The organism is Pseudoalteromonas sp. T1lg10, assembly GCF_002964545.1.
Classification (GTDB): Bacteria; Pseudomonadota; Gammaproteobacteria; order Enterobacterales; family Alteromonadaceae; genus Pseudoalteromonas.
In genome coordinates this window covers 101,906-118,034 of the sequence record NZ_PQBV01000049.1, presented here as the reverse complement: position 1 = coordinate 118,034, position 16,129 = coordinate 101,906, and the positions used below count along the sequence as shown (strand labels likewise).

The 16,129-nt window shown below is 47.1% G+C and carries 15 protein-coding genes; 14 read left to right on the top strand and 1 reads right to left on the bottom strand.

Annotated elements, in window-relative coordinates; all coding sequences use genetic code 11:
- Window positions 1-17: 17 nt before the first annotated feature.
- Complete coding sequence (locus tag C2M17_RS13090; protein WP_158684024.1) at window positions 18-3,179, bottom strand: PKD domain-containing protein; 3,162 nt, start codon at window positions 3,177-3,179, stop codon at window positions 18-20.
- A gap of 573 nt (window positions 3,180-3,752) precedes the next feature.
- Here C2M17_RS13090 and mioC point away from each other — a divergent pair.
- The 14 genes from mioC to C2M17_RS13020 all read left to right on the top strand — a co-directional run bounded on the left by mioC (window position 3,753) and on the right by C2M17_RS13020 (window position 15,930).
- Window positions 3,753-4,199 (top strand): FMN-binding protein MioC, encoded by a 447-nt coding sequence (mioC, locus tag C2M17_RS13085; RefSeq protein ID WP_105201187.1) that lies wholly within the window; start codon window positions 3,753-3,755, stop codon window positions 4,197-4,199.
- 405 nt (window positions 4,200-4,604) lie between these two features.
- On the top strand, window positions 4,605-6,494 hold the full coding sequence (mnmG, locus tag C2M17_RS13080) for a tRNA uridine-5-carboxymethylaminomethyl(34) synthesis enzyme MnmG (RefSeq protein WP_105201186.1): 1,890 nt from the start codon (window positions 4,605-4,607) through the stop codon (window positions 6,492-6,494).
- Window positions 6,495-6,506: 12 nt separating this feature from the next.
- Window positions 6,507-7,127 (top strand): 16S rRNA (guanine(527)-N(7))-methyltransferase RsmG, encoded by a 621-nt coding sequence (rsmG, locus tag C2M17_RS13075; RefSeq protein WP_105201185.1) that lies wholly within the window; start codon window positions 6,507-6,509, stop codon window positions 7,125-7,127.
- Between the two features lie 15 nt (window positions 7,128-7,142).
- A complete protein-coding gene (locus tag C2M17_RS13070; RefSeq protein WP_105201184.1) occupies window positions 7,143-7,928 on the top strand; it encodes a ParA family protein in 786 nt (261 codons plus the stop codon).
- Between the two features lie 20 nt (window positions 7,929-7,948).
- Window positions 7,949-8,857 carry a ParB/RepB/Spo0J family partition protein gene (locus C2M17_RS13065; RefSeq protein WP_105201183.1) on the top strand — a complete coding sequence of 303 codons (909 nt, stop codon included), beginning with the start codon at window positions 7,949-7,951 and terminating at the stop codon, window positions 8,855-8,857.
- Window positions 8,858-9,000: 143 nt separating this feature from the next.
- Complete coding sequence (locus C2M17_RS13060; protein ID WP_105201182.1) at window positions 9,001-9,381, top strand: ATP synthase subunit I; 381 nt, start codon at window positions 9,001-9,003, stop codon at window positions 9,379-9,381.
- Window positions 9,382-9,396: 15 nt separating this feature from the next.
- Window positions 9,397-10,227 carry a F0F1 ATP synthase subunit A gene (atpB, locus tag C2M17_RS13055; RefSeq protein ID WP_105201181.1) on the top strand — a complete coding sequence of 277 codons (831 nt, stop codon included), beginning with the start codon at window positions 9,397-9,399 and terminating at the stop codon, window positions 10,225-10,227.
- Between the two features lie 66 nt (window positions 10,228-10,293).
- On the top strand, window positions 10,294-10,527 hold the full coding sequence (gene atpE, locus C2M17_RS13050) for a F0F1 ATP synthase subunit C (RefSeq protein WP_105201180.1): 234 nt from the start codon (window positions 10,294-10,296) through the stop codon (window positions 10,525-10,527).
- A gap of 54 nt (window positions 10,528-10,581) precedes the next feature.
- Window positions 10,582-11,052: a F0F1 ATP synthase subunit B gene (gene atpF, locus C2M17_RS13045; protein WP_105201179.1), complete on the top strand. Its 471-nt coding sequence runs from the start codon at window positions 10,582-10,584 to the stop codon at window positions 11,050-11,052.
- A 15-nt stretch (window positions 11,053-11,067) separates the two neighbouring features.
- Window positions 11,068-11,601: a F0F1 ATP synthase subunit delta gene (gene atpH / locus C2M17_RS13040; protein WP_105201227.1), complete on the top strand. Its 534-nt coding sequence runs from the start codon at window positions 11,068-11,070 to the stop codon at window positions 11,599-11,601.
- A 14-nt stretch (window positions 11,602-11,615) separates the two neighbouring features.
- Window positions 11,616-13,157 (top strand): F0F1 ATP synthase subunit alpha, encoded by a 1,542-nt coding sequence (gene atpA, locus C2M17_RS13035; protein ID WP_105201178.1) that lies wholly within the window; start codon window positions 11,616-11,618, stop codon window positions 13,155-13,157.
- Window positions 13,158-13,214: 57 nt separating this feature from the next.
- Window positions 13,215-14,075: a F0F1 ATP synthase subunit gamma gene (gene atpG / locus C2M17_RS13030; RefSeq protein ID WP_105201177.1), complete on the top strand. Its 861-nt coding sequence runs from the start codon at window positions 13,215-13,217 to the stop codon at window positions 14,073-14,075.
- Between the two features lie 33 nt (window positions 14,076-14,108).
- Window positions 14,109-15,494: a F0F1 ATP synthase subunit beta gene (gene atpD, locus C2M17_RS13025; protein ID WP_105201176.1), complete on the top strand. Its 1,386-nt coding sequence runs from the start codon at window positions 14,109-14,111 to the stop codon at window positions 15,492-15,494.
- A 13-nt stretch (window positions 15,495-15,507) separates the two neighbouring features.
- The gene (locus C2M17_RS13020) at window positions 15,508-15,930 is read left to right on the top strand and encodes a F0F1 ATP synthase subunit epsilon (protein WP_105201175.1); all 423 of its coding nucleotides are present in this window, start codon (window positions 15,508-15,510) and stop codon (window positions 15,928-15,930) included.
- Window positions 15,931-16,129 lie beyond the last annotated feature (199 nt).

Below are 16,129 nucleotides of genomic sequence, written 5' to 3'. Positions count from 1 at the left end.
GTTAGGCCCATATTCCGTTAATTATTTAATGGCGGCATACCCACTTTCAAATAGCCATCACTGCCTAACGTCCCTAGCAATGTACCATCGGGTGGAATTGTATCTATATTACAACCATCGCCATAACACGCTAAATAACAGGTTAAATCTCTGGAGGCACCTGGATTAAAATTGCGACACAAGGGGTTATCTATATTGCCACTGGCAATGGACAGATTGAACACAGTGCGGGCATCGGCACACCAGCGGTACTCCTCTACCAAATCATCTTGTTGCTTTATTAAATTCAACGCATATGGCTGATGGACTGGACATTTAGTCGTCATCCCAAGCACTAAGTCGAGATCGGTACAAGGTTCCTTATTATCAAGATGACCACATACCAAGGCCTCTGTTGCAGACCTCAAGGCATCAGATAAAACAACCCTTGTAACGCTGGTGGCTTCACTCACTTGAAGATTGGCATCGGTCACGGTTAATGACACTTCTAACTGATAACTTGCTGCTTCATCACGACGAAGGCCGAGGTTATCTATTGATACTGTGGGGTTTTTTCCGGTCGCGTTTGAGGCCCGCAAATTAAATGCAGGCTTACCCGGTATCGCCTGGACGTGTGGCTGTATTTGCCAGGCAAAGCTGTATGGTGCAGCCCCTCCCGTCACATCAGCTTGCAAGGTAAGCGATGTACCCAAGGCGATATTTACCGGTGAGGACATGGTGGCAACCAAAGGTTCTGGCGGTGGTGGCGCGCTCACCCTTACCTGCTGTGTGGTCTTCACAACATTACCGACCCTATCATAGCTGGCCAGCTCAAATAACAGTACCAGATCGGCATCACCCGGAAATAAAGTGGGGGCTACAAAGCGCCAATTACTAATTCGGTCAGCCTCTTGGTCACCGATTGGCGTTAAAGTCACCGATTGTGAACCGCCTATTTGAGTAATGGTATAACGATAATGCTCATGGGTTGGAAACTGTACGCCTCCGGTAGGCGTGGGTGAGCTTAAACTCACTTCCTGGCCGCTATCCACTGTTAGCGGCGCTAAGTCACCAATAACCAAAGTAGCAGCAACATCATTTACCTGTACCAGTACGTCTCTGTCTGTGGTCTGAACGCCATCACTTACTTGCACATTGAAGCGCAACAGCGTTGTTTGTTGTACCGCGGGAGCTGTCACCACTATTCTCGCCGTATCGGCTCCGCTAAAGCTCACATCGGGGCCATTCTCTTCTTTAAGATAAGACCACAGGTAGCGATAATTTTCGCGACCCTTACCGCCTAGGGCAACAACCCCTAATGCTTTTAAAGACCCTTCTTGCAAAATAACCCCGGCAGTTCCGGCAATGATAACAAGGGGATCATCTTGTTTTGGGGCCTCTTGTGGTGGCAGAACCTGAGGCGGGCTCTCAACAGGAGGATCAATTGCCTGCGGACGAATGATGAGTACCGGCAGGATATAACGCACGACTGCACCCTGCAGATCTTTGCCAGTTACCGATAACATAGCGTGTGCCGAATGTTGTTTAACTAAAGGCGCGGTTACCAGGATCTGGGTTCCCGTACCACTGCTGTCTGGCTGCTGAGCTATTTGCAATTTTGGACCCGCTATTTGCTCCACGGTCAAATCACTCAATAGCGAATTCAATACAGGTGCAGACTCACCCACCACCACAAGGCGGGGTTCAAGAGACGTGATCGGAGTGGGCGTCACTCCAGTTGCAACCTCAGGTGTTAACATTGCGTGCACGACCGCTTCGGCGGTCCGTTCAATTCCCTCTGCATCGGTAACTTTAGCTTCAAAAGTAAGTACCTGAGCCTTGTCTACAACAGGCAATTGCACTGTTAATACTTCTTGTGTACTGGCCTCCAAGTCTGCTGTTGGGCCGCTGATTTGCGACCATTGCCATTGGTAAGGAGGGCGACCGCCATTGGCTGTCATACTCAGTTCAACGCGAGTTCCTGCTGTCGCTGCGACGGCAGGAGATGCAAGTAAAATTAACGCTTGTGGCGGCACTTTGGGTGGTACCAAAATGGGGCTAGGCACAGGCTCTACCTGACGTGGATGCGGCACTTGCAATGGTTGTGCGATTAATAAAGGTTTCAGTAAAGGAGCAGCCATTGGCACAGGGGTTGGTACCAGAACCGGTGTCTGCGATGGTTCAAGGATCGGAGTTACTGTAGGAACGGCATATTGCACTTCAACCGCGGTTCTGGCACTAGCATTTCTGCCGGTAACGGGATCTGTAACTTTCACCTCAAAATGTAAAATTCCACCTTGAGGCATGGAAGGCGCGATAAAGTCTGGATTTGCCGTATCAGCCCCATTGAGGGTGACAATAGGTGAATCCGGTGCGATCTGGCGCCATTGGTAGTCTAAACCCGAATCACTGCCTCGCGCATGCAAAGTTACCTTATGGCCAGACTGGGTTAATCGCGATGATGAGCCCGTTTTTACACTCACGTTATTGGCGGGAACAACGGTGATAGCTACTTTTGACGGACGACCATTACCATTGTCATCCGATGCCCTCAACTCAAATGACAACAGGGTATTGGTCATAACATCGGGGGCAGTGAAACTCAGCTCAGAAGTGTCGGCACCTGCCAGGGTGACCTTTGGACCGCCCTCTTGTTTCCAATTCCAAGTCACGTTACCCGAAGCATTATAGGCAAAAGCATGTAATCTTGTGGTCAAACCGGAGATAACCTGGCGTCCATGATCACCAATATTAGTTGTCAGTTGAGGGACTTCCGGCGCACTCGCCTGCGCCGCGACCACTGAGGCTATAGTCGTTCCGCATATATTCGCATCACTCGCAGAGCAAGCCCGAAGGCGGTAAACATAGGCTTGAGGAGCGGTTTGCGGCGGCACATCAATATAGCCAAGTTCAGAGGTGATAATAATCGGCACACCACAATCTGTTGGTGTAGACTCGACCAGATCATCGGTGATGCCTTCGGGCACTTCACAGCGATGAAGTGTATAACTGCCGGCACCGGGCAGCGGTGGCCAGGTTAAATGAACCCCATCCTGAGATCCTTTGGATGCAGTCATAACAACCGGGGTAGAAAGCGCTTCAATATCAACTATTCGTTCATCTCTATTGTGCTTGTGGCAACCGAACAATAAAAATAAAACAAACAGACACATAAACCTTATACGTCCAGACAACAACATTTCTACTCCCTTTGAATATTTACACATCAGTTTCAGGTTATTAGCAAACTAATAATAATTGATCACAGAGCAAAAGTAAGACTATTTATACCGATTCAAGGCACGTATTTCTTATCACAAGCGTTCATCATTTAGGCTTTTTTTATGTCCAGAATAAAATAATGCTCGTTGATGGCGGGATCGGATCGTCAAACTGCTCATTTAAACCACCAAAAACGCAAAGATCGGGGTGGCCTATAGAAGTTTTAGATCTAAAAAATAAATATATAGATCTAAAATAAAGTATCTATTTGCACAAAACGATCATTATCCACAAGCAAATAATTCACACCCCTAAGAAATAAGCCAATAGCCCCATTTAATCCCTTTTTGATGACCGGGAACAGCTATTTAACCTAAGCTTATCGACTTTTTATCAACAGCTTAGATTTATGAAAAAACTATATTTTTCATAATGATAAAAACATGTTCCACATTATTTAATATTATTATTTATGCACTGCTAAATAGATCCATTGAGTGGCGTTGGAGATCAGGTATCATACGAGCCACTTAAACGACTAGTTTGACGACATGAAACAGCTGGAAATTATCATAGGCAGCCAAATGGGCGGCACCGAATATGTGGCCGAACACCTAAGCCAACTCTTGGCGGATCAAGGCATAGAAAGTCAGTTGCACGAGCAACCGGATCTACAACATATAGATAGGGATAAACCCTGGCTGATCTGCACCTCAACTCATGGCGCAGGCGACTATCCCGATAATTTACTGGCATTTATCGAACAGTTAGACGCAAATGAACAGCTGACACAGGTTCATTTTGCGGTGATCGGCGTCGGCGATTCCAGCTATGACACCTTTAATTTTGCCGCTAAAAATATCATTTCCTTATTACAAACTAAGGGCGCGACCTTGTTATTGCCGCAATTAGAGATAGATGTGTTGGGTGAGGATCTACCAGAAGATACTGCCGAGCAATGGCTACCCAATTTGCTGCAGGCATGGAAAAGTGTATAAGGATCTTACCCAAGACTTATTCACAAAATATCGAAAAGTTAGATCCGAATGTGGATAAAGGCTTAGTATCATGAGATCCAAGGGGTGATTATGCACTTGATAAGATCTATCGCGAATTGCCCTGTGTATAAAACAGCTGTTTGATCAGAGCTTATTTACCCTTAGATCCGATCATATCTACAACTACTTGGATCGCTTAATCAGTTGAATTGATATAGTTTTTTATGGTTATCAACAGATCTTGACGTTACTAATAGTAAGATCAATAAAAGATCTCTTTAAAGATCCTTTATTTTATATATGATCCACTTTGAGATCTTGAACACTATTTAACCATTTCCCTTCCCCCATTTTCTAGGTAGAATACGCACCCTTTTCTCTTTCTCCGGTTGTAGGAAACGTTAAATGATTTTCCATGAACACTTTGATGTCATTGTTGTAGGCGGCGGTCATGCTGGCACCGAAGCAGCGTTAGCTGCGGCACGTATGGGTATGAATACCCTGCTGTTGACACATAACATGGACACCCTTGGCCAAATGTCTTGTAACCCTGCGATCGGTGGCATAGGTAAGGGTCATTTAGTTAAAGAGATCGATGCCCTAGGCGGCGCCATGGCGAAAGCCATAGATAAGGGCGGGATCCAATTCAGAACCCTGAATTCATCGAAAGGCCCAGCGGTACGTGCAACCCGAGCACAAGCGGATCGCGCTCTTTACAAAGCCGAAATCCAAGCCATTTTACAGGGTCAGGAAAACCTCAAGATCTTCCAACAGTCCTGTGATGATCTTATCGTTGAAGGCGATAAGGTAACTGGTGTTGTGACCCAGATGGGTCTGAAATTCAGCGCCCAAAGTGTGGTATTGACTGTAGGTACCTTCCTCGGTGGGCAGATCCATATCGGTTTAGAGAATTTCCAAGGTGGCCGCGCTGGTGATCCACCGTCGATCGCCTTAGCTCGTCGATTACGTGAATTACCGTTTCGCGTTGATCGCCTGAAAACAGGCACACCACCGCGTATTGATGCGCGTACGGTTGATTTCAGCAAGATGCAAACTCAGCCTGGTGATACCCCAACTCCGGTTTTCTCATTTATGGGCAAGGCCAGTGATCACCCGCAACAGATCCCTTGTTATATCACCTATACCAATGAGAAAACGCACGAGATCATTAATAACAACCTGCACCGTTCGCCCATGTATTCCGGGGTGATCGAGGGCATAGGTCCACGTTATTGTCCTTCGATTGAAGATAAGATCGTCCGTTTTGCCGATAAAGACAAACACCAGATCTTCGTTGAGCCTGAGGGCCTAACCTCTTATGAGCTCTACCCTAACGGTATTTCAACCAGCCTGCCGTTCGATGTGCAAATGGACATAGTGCGCAGCATTACCGGTTTTGAAAATGCCCATATTTGTCGTCCTGGCTATGCCATCGAGTATGATTTCTTCGACCCACGTGATCTAAAACCATCACTGGAGACCAAGTTTATCAATGGCTTGTTCTTTGCTGGTCAGATCAACGGTACTACGGGTTATGAAGAAGCCGGTGCCCAAGGTTTGATCGCCGGTATGAATGCAGCATTGCAAGTGCAAGGCAAAGATGCCTGGACACCGCGTCGTGACGAGGCTTACACAGGCGTGTTGATCGACGATCTTGCGACCTTAGGTACCAAAGAACCGTATCGCATGTTTACCTCGCGTGCCGAATACCGCTTGTTGCTGCGTGAAGACAATGCCGATTTGCGTCTTACCGCCAAGGGCCGTGAACTTGGCCTGATCTGCGATGAGCGCTGGGCGGCGTTTAATGACAAGCTGGAAGTGATGGAGCAGGAAACTCAGCGTATTCGTTCAACCTGGATCCACAAAGATCACCCGGCGTTGGATTCTGTTAATGCCCTGCTGAAAGCGCCTTTAACCCGTGAAGCGAGTTTGGAAGAGCTGATCCGTCGCCCTGAAATTGATCACAAGGCGCTTTATGCTATTACCGGTCTTGAGTCACCGTCAAGCAACGAAGCTGCTCTTGAGCAGGTGGCGATTCAAACCAAGTACGCCGGTTATATCGCCCGTCAGCAGGATGAGATAGCCAAGCAGCTGCGCCATGAGCAAACCTTGTTGCCAAAAGACTTCGATTACAGCCAGGTTTCCGGCCTGTCGAACGAAGTAGTCGCCAAACTGACCGACGCTCGCCCAGACACTATCGGCCAGGCATCGCGTATTTCTGGTATTACTCCAGCGGCGATTTCGTTATTATTGGTCTATCTCAAGAAGCAAGGAATGTTACGCAAATCGGCGTAACCAAGGGCAAGCGTGTTAGAAAACAAATTTAAACAATTGCTGGCTAAGGCCAGCATTTCTCTTAGTGAGCAACAAATCCAGCAATTACTTGCCTATGTTGCTTTGCTGGACAAGTGGAACAAAGCCTACAACCTCACCTCGATTCGCGATCCTAAAGACATGCTGATCAAGCACATCATGGATAGCCTGGTTGTGGCCGAGCATCTGAAAGGTCAACACTACATCGATGTGGGCACCGGCCCAGGTCTGCCCGGCATGGTATTGGCCATCGCCCTGCCCGATACTGAGTTCGTCTTACTTGACAGTCTTGGTAAGCGCGTTACCTTCTTAAAGCAGGTAAAACATGAACTTGGGCTAAAAAATGTTACCCCGGTGCAGAGTCGAGTTGAAGAATATCAGCCAAGTGTTAAATTAGATGGGGTGCTATCTCGCGCCTTTGCCTCTATTGATGATATGCTGCATTGGTGCGCGCATTTAATAGATCAGGACGGACGCTTTATCGCGCTTAAAGGTCAGTACCCTGAGCAGGAATTGGCACACCTTCCCGACGGCTTCTCTTTTGAACAAAACATTGAGCTTAGGGTTCCTGAATTAGAGGGCGAGCGCCATCTTATAATTCTAAAAAAAGATTAATTGGCGAGGATCAACGTGGCTAAAGTCATTGCTATTGCAAACCAAAAAGGTGGTGTGGGTAAAACCACCACGGCCGTAAATTTGGCGGCCTCAATGGCTGCGACCAAACGCAAGGTGTTGCTGATCGATCTCGATCCTCAGGGCAATGCCACCATGGGCAGCGGCGTTGATAAATACGATGACGTTGCTACCGTCTATGATCTGCTGATCGAAGACAAACCCTTCGAAGAGGTGGTGATCACGAAAACTTCAGGCGAGTATCATCTGATCGCCGCTAACGGCGATGTGACCGCGGCGGAAGTCAAACTGATGGAATTGTTCGCCCGCGAAGTGCGCTTGCGCAATGCCCTGGAAAAGATCCTGGCCGACTACGAGTATATTTTTATCGACTGTCCGCCGTCGCTGAACATGTTGACCGTCAACGCCATGGCCGCCGCCGATTCTGTGCTGGTGCCCATGCAGTGTGAATATTATGCCTTGGAAGGGATCACCGCCTTGATGGGCACCATAGAGCAGTTAGCGCAACTGGTTAACCCCAAATTACAGATTGAAGGCATTTTGCGAACCATGTACGATCCGCGCAACCGCCTTGCCAACGATGTTTCCGAACAGCTGAAACAGCATTTTGGCGATAAGGTTTATCGGACCGTTGTTCCGCGCAATGTTCGCCTTGCCGAAGCGCCCAGCTTTGGTGCCCCGGCCATGTATTACGACAGAGCTTCTGCGGGAGCCAAGGCGTATCTTGCCTTAGCCGGTGAAATGCTGCGCCGCAAAGAAAAACAAACATCTGCAGTCGCCTAAATCTAGAGGTAAGCGAATCAATGTCTGCTAAAAAACGTGGATTAGGAAGGGGCCTGGACGCCCTGCTCACGTCGTCAAAACCCGTTGCACCTGGCTCAGAGCAAAGCGCCAACGAGGGGCCGAGCGAGCAAGCCGTTAAAGGCGAATTGCAAAAGCTGGCGATCGAGTTTTTACGTCCCGGCAAGTATCAGCCGCGCAAGGATATGGCCGAAGACGCTCTTGAAGAGCTGGCCAGCTCGATTCGTGCCCAAGGTATTATTCAACCAATCGTGGTGCGCCAACTAGGCGAACAGCAGTACGAAATCATTGCCGGTGAGCGTCGCTGGCGTGCAGCACAACTGGCTAAGCTGGATATGGTGCCTTGTTTAATCAAGGATGTTGCCGACGAAGCCGCTGTAGCCATTGCCCTGATTGAAAACATTCAACGTGAAGACCTCAATGCCATGGAAGAAGCCATTGCTTTGGAGCGTTTAATTGAAGAGTTTTCACTGACGCATCAACAGGTTGCTGATGCGGTGGGTAAATCCCGTACCACGGTGACTAACCTGCTGCGTCTGAACAACCTCAACGATGATGTAAAAATCATGTTAGAGCATGGCGATATCGAAATGGGTCATGCCCGTTGCCTGTTGGCGCTCAGTGGTGAAGCGCAATCTGAGGCCGCCCGCAGCGCCGTAGCCAAGGCTTTAACCGTGCGCGAAACGGAAAAACTGGTGCGTTCTCTGCTGGAACCCACAGAAAAGCCTGTTAAAAAAGAAAAAGACCCAGACGTCAAACAGTTAGAGCAAAAACTCCAAGATAATCTCGGTGCCAAGGTTGAAATTAACTACAACCAGAAAGGTAAGGGTAAGTTGGTGATTTCTTACACTAATTTAGACGAGCTTGAAGGCATTTTAGAGCGTATCGACCCGCAGCGAAATCAGGTTTAATAATCCCCTTCTCGCCCCCGTGATCACGGGGGTGAAATTGACACAATTTCATCTTGCTCAAGTTGCAAATTGGCCAGAAATCAGTATAATTTCGCCAGTTTTAGCACCCTAATGAAACTTAACGTAATTAAGGTTAATGGAAAGTGACGCAAAGGTTATCTGGCCCATATCGCCGAGCCGCATTAAAAGGCGTTCTTCTTCAGGGTGTCGTAGCAATCATAGCTGCAGTAATAGTTTTAGTAGGTTGGGAAGTAGATGCCGCGGTTTCAGCATTGGCTGGTGGACTGGTGGCGGTACTTCCTAACTTTTTATTTGCCATCTATGCGTTTCGTTATGTGGGCGCGAGCAAGGCAAAACAAGTGTATGCCTCATTTAAAAGGGGCAACGGATTAAAATTTTTGCTAACGATTTTCTTGTTCGCACTAATATTTAAGCTTTATCCGGTAGTGGCGTTGCCATTTTTCTTCGGTTTTATATTAGTGACGTTTGCACAGTGGTTAGCGCCGATTTTTTTTAATCATTAACTTTTGGGATAAAACATGGCTGCAGGTGAAGAACTTACCTTAACGGGTTACATCCAGCACCATTTAACTAACGGTCAAGTCAGTATTGGCGATGGTTGGTTTTGGAAGCTGAATGTAGATACCCTCGCATGGTCTATCGGTCTTGGACTGATTTTCTTATGGATCTTTAAGCGCGCTGCGAACAAAGCATCGCTTGGTGTTCCTGGGAAATTTCAGTGCTTTATCGAGATGGTCGTTGAATTCGTTGATCAAAACGTGAGAGACACCTTTCACGGTAGAAGTCGACTAATCGCTCCTCTTGCTCTGACGATTTTCGTCTGGGTATTCCTAATGAACTTAATGGACTTGATCCCAGTTGATTTCCTTCCTGCACTTGCGGGTCAAATCGGCGTATTGTCAGGTGCTGTAGAGAGTTCTCACGATGTTTACATGAAGGTGGTACCAACAACCGACCTTAACCTGACGCTAGCGCTGGGTATCGGTGTGTTCGCACTTATCATCTTCTACTCGATTCGTGTTAAGGGCTTAATGGGCTTTATCAAGGAGCTAACGCTTCACCCATTCAGTTCTAAAAACATGGTTGTTCAAGCTCTATTTATTCCGGTTAACTTCATTCTAGAGTTCGTAACTCTGATTGCTAAGCCGGTTTCATTGGGCTTACGTCTATTCGGTAACCTTTATGCTGGTGAACTTATCTTCATCCTGATTGCAGCAATTGGCTTGTTCCAATTACCACTGCACTTTGTATGGGCGGTATTCCACATCCTGGTTATCGTATTGCAAGCATTCATCTTCATGATGCTGACAATTGTTTACCTGAGCATGGCGTCTGAAGACAACCATTAAGAACCGGCTCAAAAAAGATTTTTTTAACTTTAACTTTAATCATTTACAAAAATATTGGAGACAATAATGGAAATCGTACTAGGCCTTAAATATATCGCTGTTGCCCTACTTATCGGTTTTGGTGCCCTTGGTACTGCTATCGGTTTCGGTAACCTAGGTGGTAAATTCCTAGAATCAGCTGCTCGCCAGCCTGAGCTTGCACCTCAACTACAAGTTAAAATGTTCATCGTAGCTGGTCTTATCGATGCGATCGCTATGATCGGTGTAGGTATCGGTCTATACCTATTGTTCGCTGCTTAATATTAGATAAGACATTTAACGCGAACATAAATTGACTTGTAAGGAGGAGCGGACGTGAGTTTAAACGCCACTCTAATTGGTGAATTAATCGCTTTCATCGTTTTTGTATGGTTCTGCATGAAGTTCGTGTGGCCACCACTAAACGGTGCAATCGAGGCTCGCCAAAAGAAAATCGAAGATGGTTTAGCTGCCTCTGACAAAGCTGAAAAAGATCTTGAGCTTGCTCGTAAAAAAGCAACCGAGCAACTTAAAGAAGCTAAAGCAGAAGCCGCTGATATCATCGAGCAAGCTAAAAAGCGTGCGACGCAAATCGTTGACGAAGAGACAACTCGTGGTCACGAAGAGCGTGAAAAAATCATTGCTCAAGGTCATTCAGAAATCGAAGCCGAGCGTAACCGTGCCAAAGAAGAACTGCGTAAGCAGGTTGCTTCTCTAGCGGTTATCGGTGCCGAGAAGATCTTAGAGCGCGAAATCAATGAAGCCGCACATAGCGACATAGTTGAAAAACTTGTTGCCGAGCTTTAATAGGAGGGTATGAGCATGTCTGAACTGACTACTATCGCTCGCCCATACGCTAAAGCGGCTTTTGAATTTGCCGTTGATAAAGGCGCGGTTGATGCCTGGAACGAGATGTTGTTTTTCGTTGGTGAAGTAGCCAAGAATGAACAAGTAGCTCGTTTCCTGTCGAGCAGCGCCTCTGCTGATAAACAAGCTGAAACTATCATTCAGATTTGTGCAGAGCAACTCAACGAATATGGCCAGAACCTGGTAAAGGTAATGGCCGAAAATGGACGTTTAGTCGCCCTACCGGCGGTTGCACAATTATTCGCTGAATTTAAAGCGGATTATGACAAAGAAATCGACGTTGACGTCGTTTCTGCAACCGACCTTGCTGCAGCGCAGCAAGAGAAACTAGTCGCGGCACTTGAAAAACGTTTCGCACGCAAAGTTAAGCTGAATTGTAGTGTTGATAACTCGGTTGTTGGTGGTCTGGTAATTAGAGCCGGCGACACCGTAATCGATGGCAGTATCAGCGGCAAACTTAGCCGTTTGGCCACTACACTACAATCGTAATTGGGAAGAAGAGCATGCAACTTAATTCCACTGAAATTTCTGATCTGATCAAAAAACGTATTGAGCAGTTCGAAGTTGTAAGTGAAGCTCGTAACGAAGGTACTATCGTATCTGTTACTGACGGTATCATCCGCATCCACGGTCTAGCTGACTGTATGCAAGGTGAGATGATTGAGCTTCCTGGCAACCGTTATGCTATCGCACTAAACCTTGAGCGCGACTCAGTAGGTGCAGTAGTAATGGGTCCATACGCAGACCTTAAAGAAGGCGTAAAAGTACAATCTACTGGTCGTATCCTTGAAGTACCTGTTGGTCGTGGTCTACTTGGTCGTGTTGTTAACACACTAGGTGCTCCTATCGATGGTAAAGGTGCTCTAGATAACGACGGTTTCGAACCAGTTGAAAAAATCGCACCAGGCGTAATCGAGCGTCAATCAGTAGATGAGCCAGTACAAACTGGTTATAAGTCTATCGATGCGATGATTCCAGTTGGTCGTGGTCAGCGTGAGCTTGTAATCGGCGACCGTCAGACTGGTAAAACTGCACTAGCTATCGATGCTATCATCAACCAAAAAGGCACAGGCGTTAAGTGTGTGTACGTAGCGGTTGGTCAAAAAGCATCTACTATCGCTAACGTAGTACGTAAACTTGAAGAGCACGGTGCACTTGAGAACACTATTGTTGTTGTTGCATCTGCTTCTGAATCAGCAGCGCTACAATTCCTAGCGCCATTCGCTGGTTGTACTATGGGTGAATACTTCCGCGACCGCGGTGAAGACGCACTAATCGTATATGATGATCTTTCTAAGCAAGCTGTTGCTTACCGTCAGATCTCACTACTACTTAAGCGTCCACCAGGCCGTGAAGCTTACCCAGGTGACGTATTCTATCTTCACTCACGTCTTCTAGAGCGTGCATCACGTGTAAACGCTGATTACGTTGAGAAGTTCACCAATGGTGAAGTGAAAGGTAAAACAGGTTCACTGACGGCTCTGCCTATCATTGAAACTCAAGGTGGTGACGTTTCTGCGTTCGTACCTACAAACGTTATCTCAATCACCGACGGTCAGATCTTCCTAGAAACTGACTTGTTCAACGCAGGTATCCGTCCGGCCGTTAACGCTGGTATCTCGGTATCTCGTGTAGGTGGTGCAGCGCAAACTAAAATCGTTAAGAAACTAGGTGGTGGTATCCGTCTAGCGCTAGCTCAGTACCGTGAACTAGCGGCGTTCTCTCAGTTCGCTTCTGACCTTGACGATGCAACTCGTGCCCAGCTTGAGCACGGTGAGCGCGTAACAGAGCTAATGAAGCAGAAACAGTACGCACCTATGTCTGTTGCGGAAATGTCTCTGTCGCTATTTGCTGCTGAAAAGGGCTATCTGAAAGACATCGAAATCGCGAAAATCATGGATTTCGAAGCGGCTCTTATCTCATATGCAAACAGCACATACGCAGAGCTAATGGCTGAAATCAATGAAACTGGTAACTACAACGCCGAGATCGAAGCGCAGCTGAAAGAACTTCTAGAGAAGTTCAAGTCTACGCAAACTTGGTAATTAGTTATGAACGGTGAGTTTTAATTTTAAAACTCACCCAGATTCGGAGAAAGAGTCATGGCCAGCGGAAAAGAGATAAAAAGCAAGATCGGGAGTATCAAGAATACTCAGAAGATCACTAGCGCTATGGAAATGGTTGCCGCTTCTAAAATGAAGAAGGCGCAAGACCGTGTGGCTTCAAGCCGTCCATACGCTGAAAACTTACGCAAAGTGATCGGTCATGTTGCTAATGCTAGCCTCGAATATCGCCATGCCTATTTGGAAGAGCGTGAGGTCAAGCGCGTTGGTTATATCGTCATCTCTACCGACCGTGGTTTATGTGGTGGCTTGAACTCTAACGAGTTCAAGAAAGTAGCTTTAGAAGTCAAAGCGTGGAAAGAAAAGGGCGTATCTGCGGATTTCGCCGTACTAGGTAGCAAGGCTGCCGGTTTCTTCCAGCGTTTTGGTGGCTCATTGCTCGCCAAAAAATCAGGTCTAGGCGATGCGCCTTCAGTGCAGGACGTAATTGGTCCTGTAAAGGTTATGCTTGATGCATACAACGAAGGCAAATTAGACCGCTTGTTTGTTGTTTACAACAAGTTTGTAAACACCATGAAGCAAGAACCAACAATCGATCAATTGTTGCCTTTGCCGAAAACAGAAAGCGAAGAACTAGCACACCGCTGGGACTACATCTACGAGCCAGATCCAAAAGCACTTTTGGAAACACTAATGGTTCGCTTTGTAGAATCTCAGGTATATCAAGGTGTGGTTGAAAATGCTGCCTCTGAGCAGGCCGCCCGTATGGTTGCGATGAAAGCCGCAACAGATAACGCAGGCGACCTGATGGATGAGTTACAGCTTGTTTATAACAAGGCTCGTCAGGCCGCAATCACACAAGAAATCAGTGAGATTGTTGGCGGATCAGCAGCAGTTTAATGCTTCGGGCAAAGATTAACGAGAGGAATAGACATGAGTTTAGGTAAGGTCGTCCAAATTATCGGCGCCGTTGTGGACATCGAGTTCCCACAAGACAGCGTGCCTGCCGTATATGACGCACTAAAAGTTACAGACGGCGACCTAGCAGGTCTGACACTAGAAGTTCAGCAGCAGCTAGGTGGCGGTGTGGTACGTGGTATCGCACTTGGTACTACTGACGGTCTACGTCGTGGTACAGCAGTAGAAAACACAGGTGAAGCGATCAAGGTTCCAGTAGGTAAAGCTACTCTTGGCCGCATCATGAACGTACTAGGTGAAGCAATTGACGAAGCTGGCCCAATCGGCGAAGAAGAGCGTATGTCAATTCACCGCGAAGCACCTTCGTACGAAGATCAATCAAGCTCGGTAGAACTACTTGAGACTGGTATCAAAGTAATCGACCTAGTATGTCCATTCGCTAAGGGTGGTAAAGTAGGTCTATTCGGTGGTGCTGGTGTAGGTAAAACCGTAAACATGATGGAACTTATCCGTAACATCGCGATCGAGCACAGCGGTTACTCTGTATTCGCCGGTGTTGGTGAGCGTACTCGTGAGGGTAACGACTTCTATCACGAAATGAACGATTCAAACGTACTTGATAAAGTATCGCTTGTATACGGTCAGATGAACGAGCCACCGGGTAACCGTCTACGTGTTGCTTTGACTGGTCTAACTATGGCAGAGAAGTTCCGTGACGAAGGTCGTGACGTTCTTTTCTTCGTAGATAACATCTACCGTTACACGCTTGCCGGTACTGAGGTATCAGCACTATTAGGTCGTATGCCTTCAGCGGTAGGTTACCAGCCAACTCTTGCAGAAGAGATGGGTGTACTACAGGAGCGTATCGCGTCTACTAAGACTGGTTCAATCACTTCAATCCAAGCGGTATACGTACCTGCGGATGACTTGACTGACCCATCTCCGGCGACTACTTTCGCCCACTTAGATGCGACAGTTGTACTTTCTCGTGATATCGCAGCACTAGGTATCTACCCTGCTGTTGACCCACTTGATTCAACTTCACGTCAGCTTGATCCGCTAGTAATCGGTCAAGAGCACTACGATACAGCTCGTGGCGTTCAAACCGTACTACAGCGTTATAAAGAGCTGAAAGACATCATCGCCATCCTAGGTATGGACGAGCTGTCTGATGAAGATAAGCAAGTGGTATCACGTGCTCGTAAAATCCAGCGTTTCCTATCTCAGCCGTTCTTCGTTGCTGAGGTATTCACAGGTTCACCTGGTAAATACGTTTCACTAAAAGACACCATTGCTGGCTTTAAAGGCATTCTAAACGGTGAGTTCGACGACATGCCAGAGCAAGCGTTCTACATGGTTGGCTCAATCGAAGAAGCGCAAGAAAAAGCGAAAAGCATGTAATTAGGAGGGGAGTATGGCAGCTATGACCGTACATCTTGATGTAGTTAGCGCAGAAGGAAACTTGTTTTCCGGTCGTGTAGAGACACTTCAAGTGACAGGTAGTGAAGGTGAATTGGGTATTTACCCAGGTCACGCGCCGCTACTAACTGCCCTGAAACCTGGTATGGTGCGTTTGGTTAAGCAACTAGGTGGTGAAGAAATCATCTATGTTGCTGGCGGTACACTTGAGGTTCAACCTCATAGCGTAACCGTGCTGGCTGATATTGCCGTTCGAGCTGAAGAGCTGGACGAGCAAGCAGCAGAGCAAGCTCAACGCGAAGCGCAAGAGCAAATGGATAAAGCACAAAGCGGCGAATTGGATTACCAAAAAGCGGCAGTGCAACTAGAAGAAGCGCTTGCGCAACTTCGTGTTATCCGCCAATTGCGCAATAGCTAATGCTATCGACCGAAAAGGTTTGCAAAAACCCACGCTAACAGCGTGGGTTTTTTTATGCCTGTTCGTTCAATGTTCATAGTGAAGCAGTTACAATATTGCCAATTTGTACACAATGGTACAGTTTTGGCGTTGGTGAAGGCTTGTATGAGCTTTGCTCTATCCAGACACAGGACGTGCTGATTTAAAGCGCCACACTGAA

Coding starts and splice junctions, on each gene's coding strand:
- C2M17_RS13090 (WP_158684024.1), bottom strand. CDS start 3,179: ATGTTGTTGTCTGGACGTATAAGGTTTATGTGTCTGTTTGTTTTATTT.
- mioC (WP_105201187.1), top strand. CDS start 3,753: ATGAAACAGCTGGAAATTATCATAGGCAGCCAAATGGGCGGCACCGAA.
- mnmG (WP_105201186.1), top strand. CDS start 4,605: ATGATTTTCCATGAACACTTTGATGTCATTGTTGTAGGCGGCGGTCAT.
- C2M17_RS13065 (WP_105201183.1), top strand. CDS start 7,949: ATGTCTGCTAAAAAACGTGGATTAGGAAGGGGCCTGGACGCCCTGCTC.
- atpB (WP_105201181.1), top strand. CDS start 9,397: ATGGCTGCAGGTGAAGAACTTACCTTAACGGGTTACATCCAGCACCAT.
- atpE (WP_105201180.1), top strand. CDS start 10,294: ATGGAAATCGTACTAGGCCTTAAATATATCGCTGTTGCCCTACTTATC.
- atpH (WP_105201227.1), top strand. CDS start 11,068: ATGTCTGAACTGACTACTATCGCTCGCCCATACGCTAAAGCGGCTTTT.
- atpA (WP_105201178.1), top strand. CDS start 11,616: ATGCAACTTAATTCCACTGAAATTTCTGATCTGATCAAAAAACGTATT.
- atpG (WP_105201177.1), top strand. CDS start 13,215: ATGGCCAGCGGAAAAGAGATAAAAAGCAAGATCGGGAGTATCAAGAAT.
- atpD (WP_105201176.1), top strand. CDS start 14,109: ATGAGTTTAGGTAAGGTCGTCCAAATTATCGGCGCCGTTGTGGACATC.
- C2M17_RS13020 (WP_105201175.1), top strand. CDS start 15,508: ATGGCAGCTATGACCGTACATCTTGATGTAGTTAGCGCAGAAGGAAAC.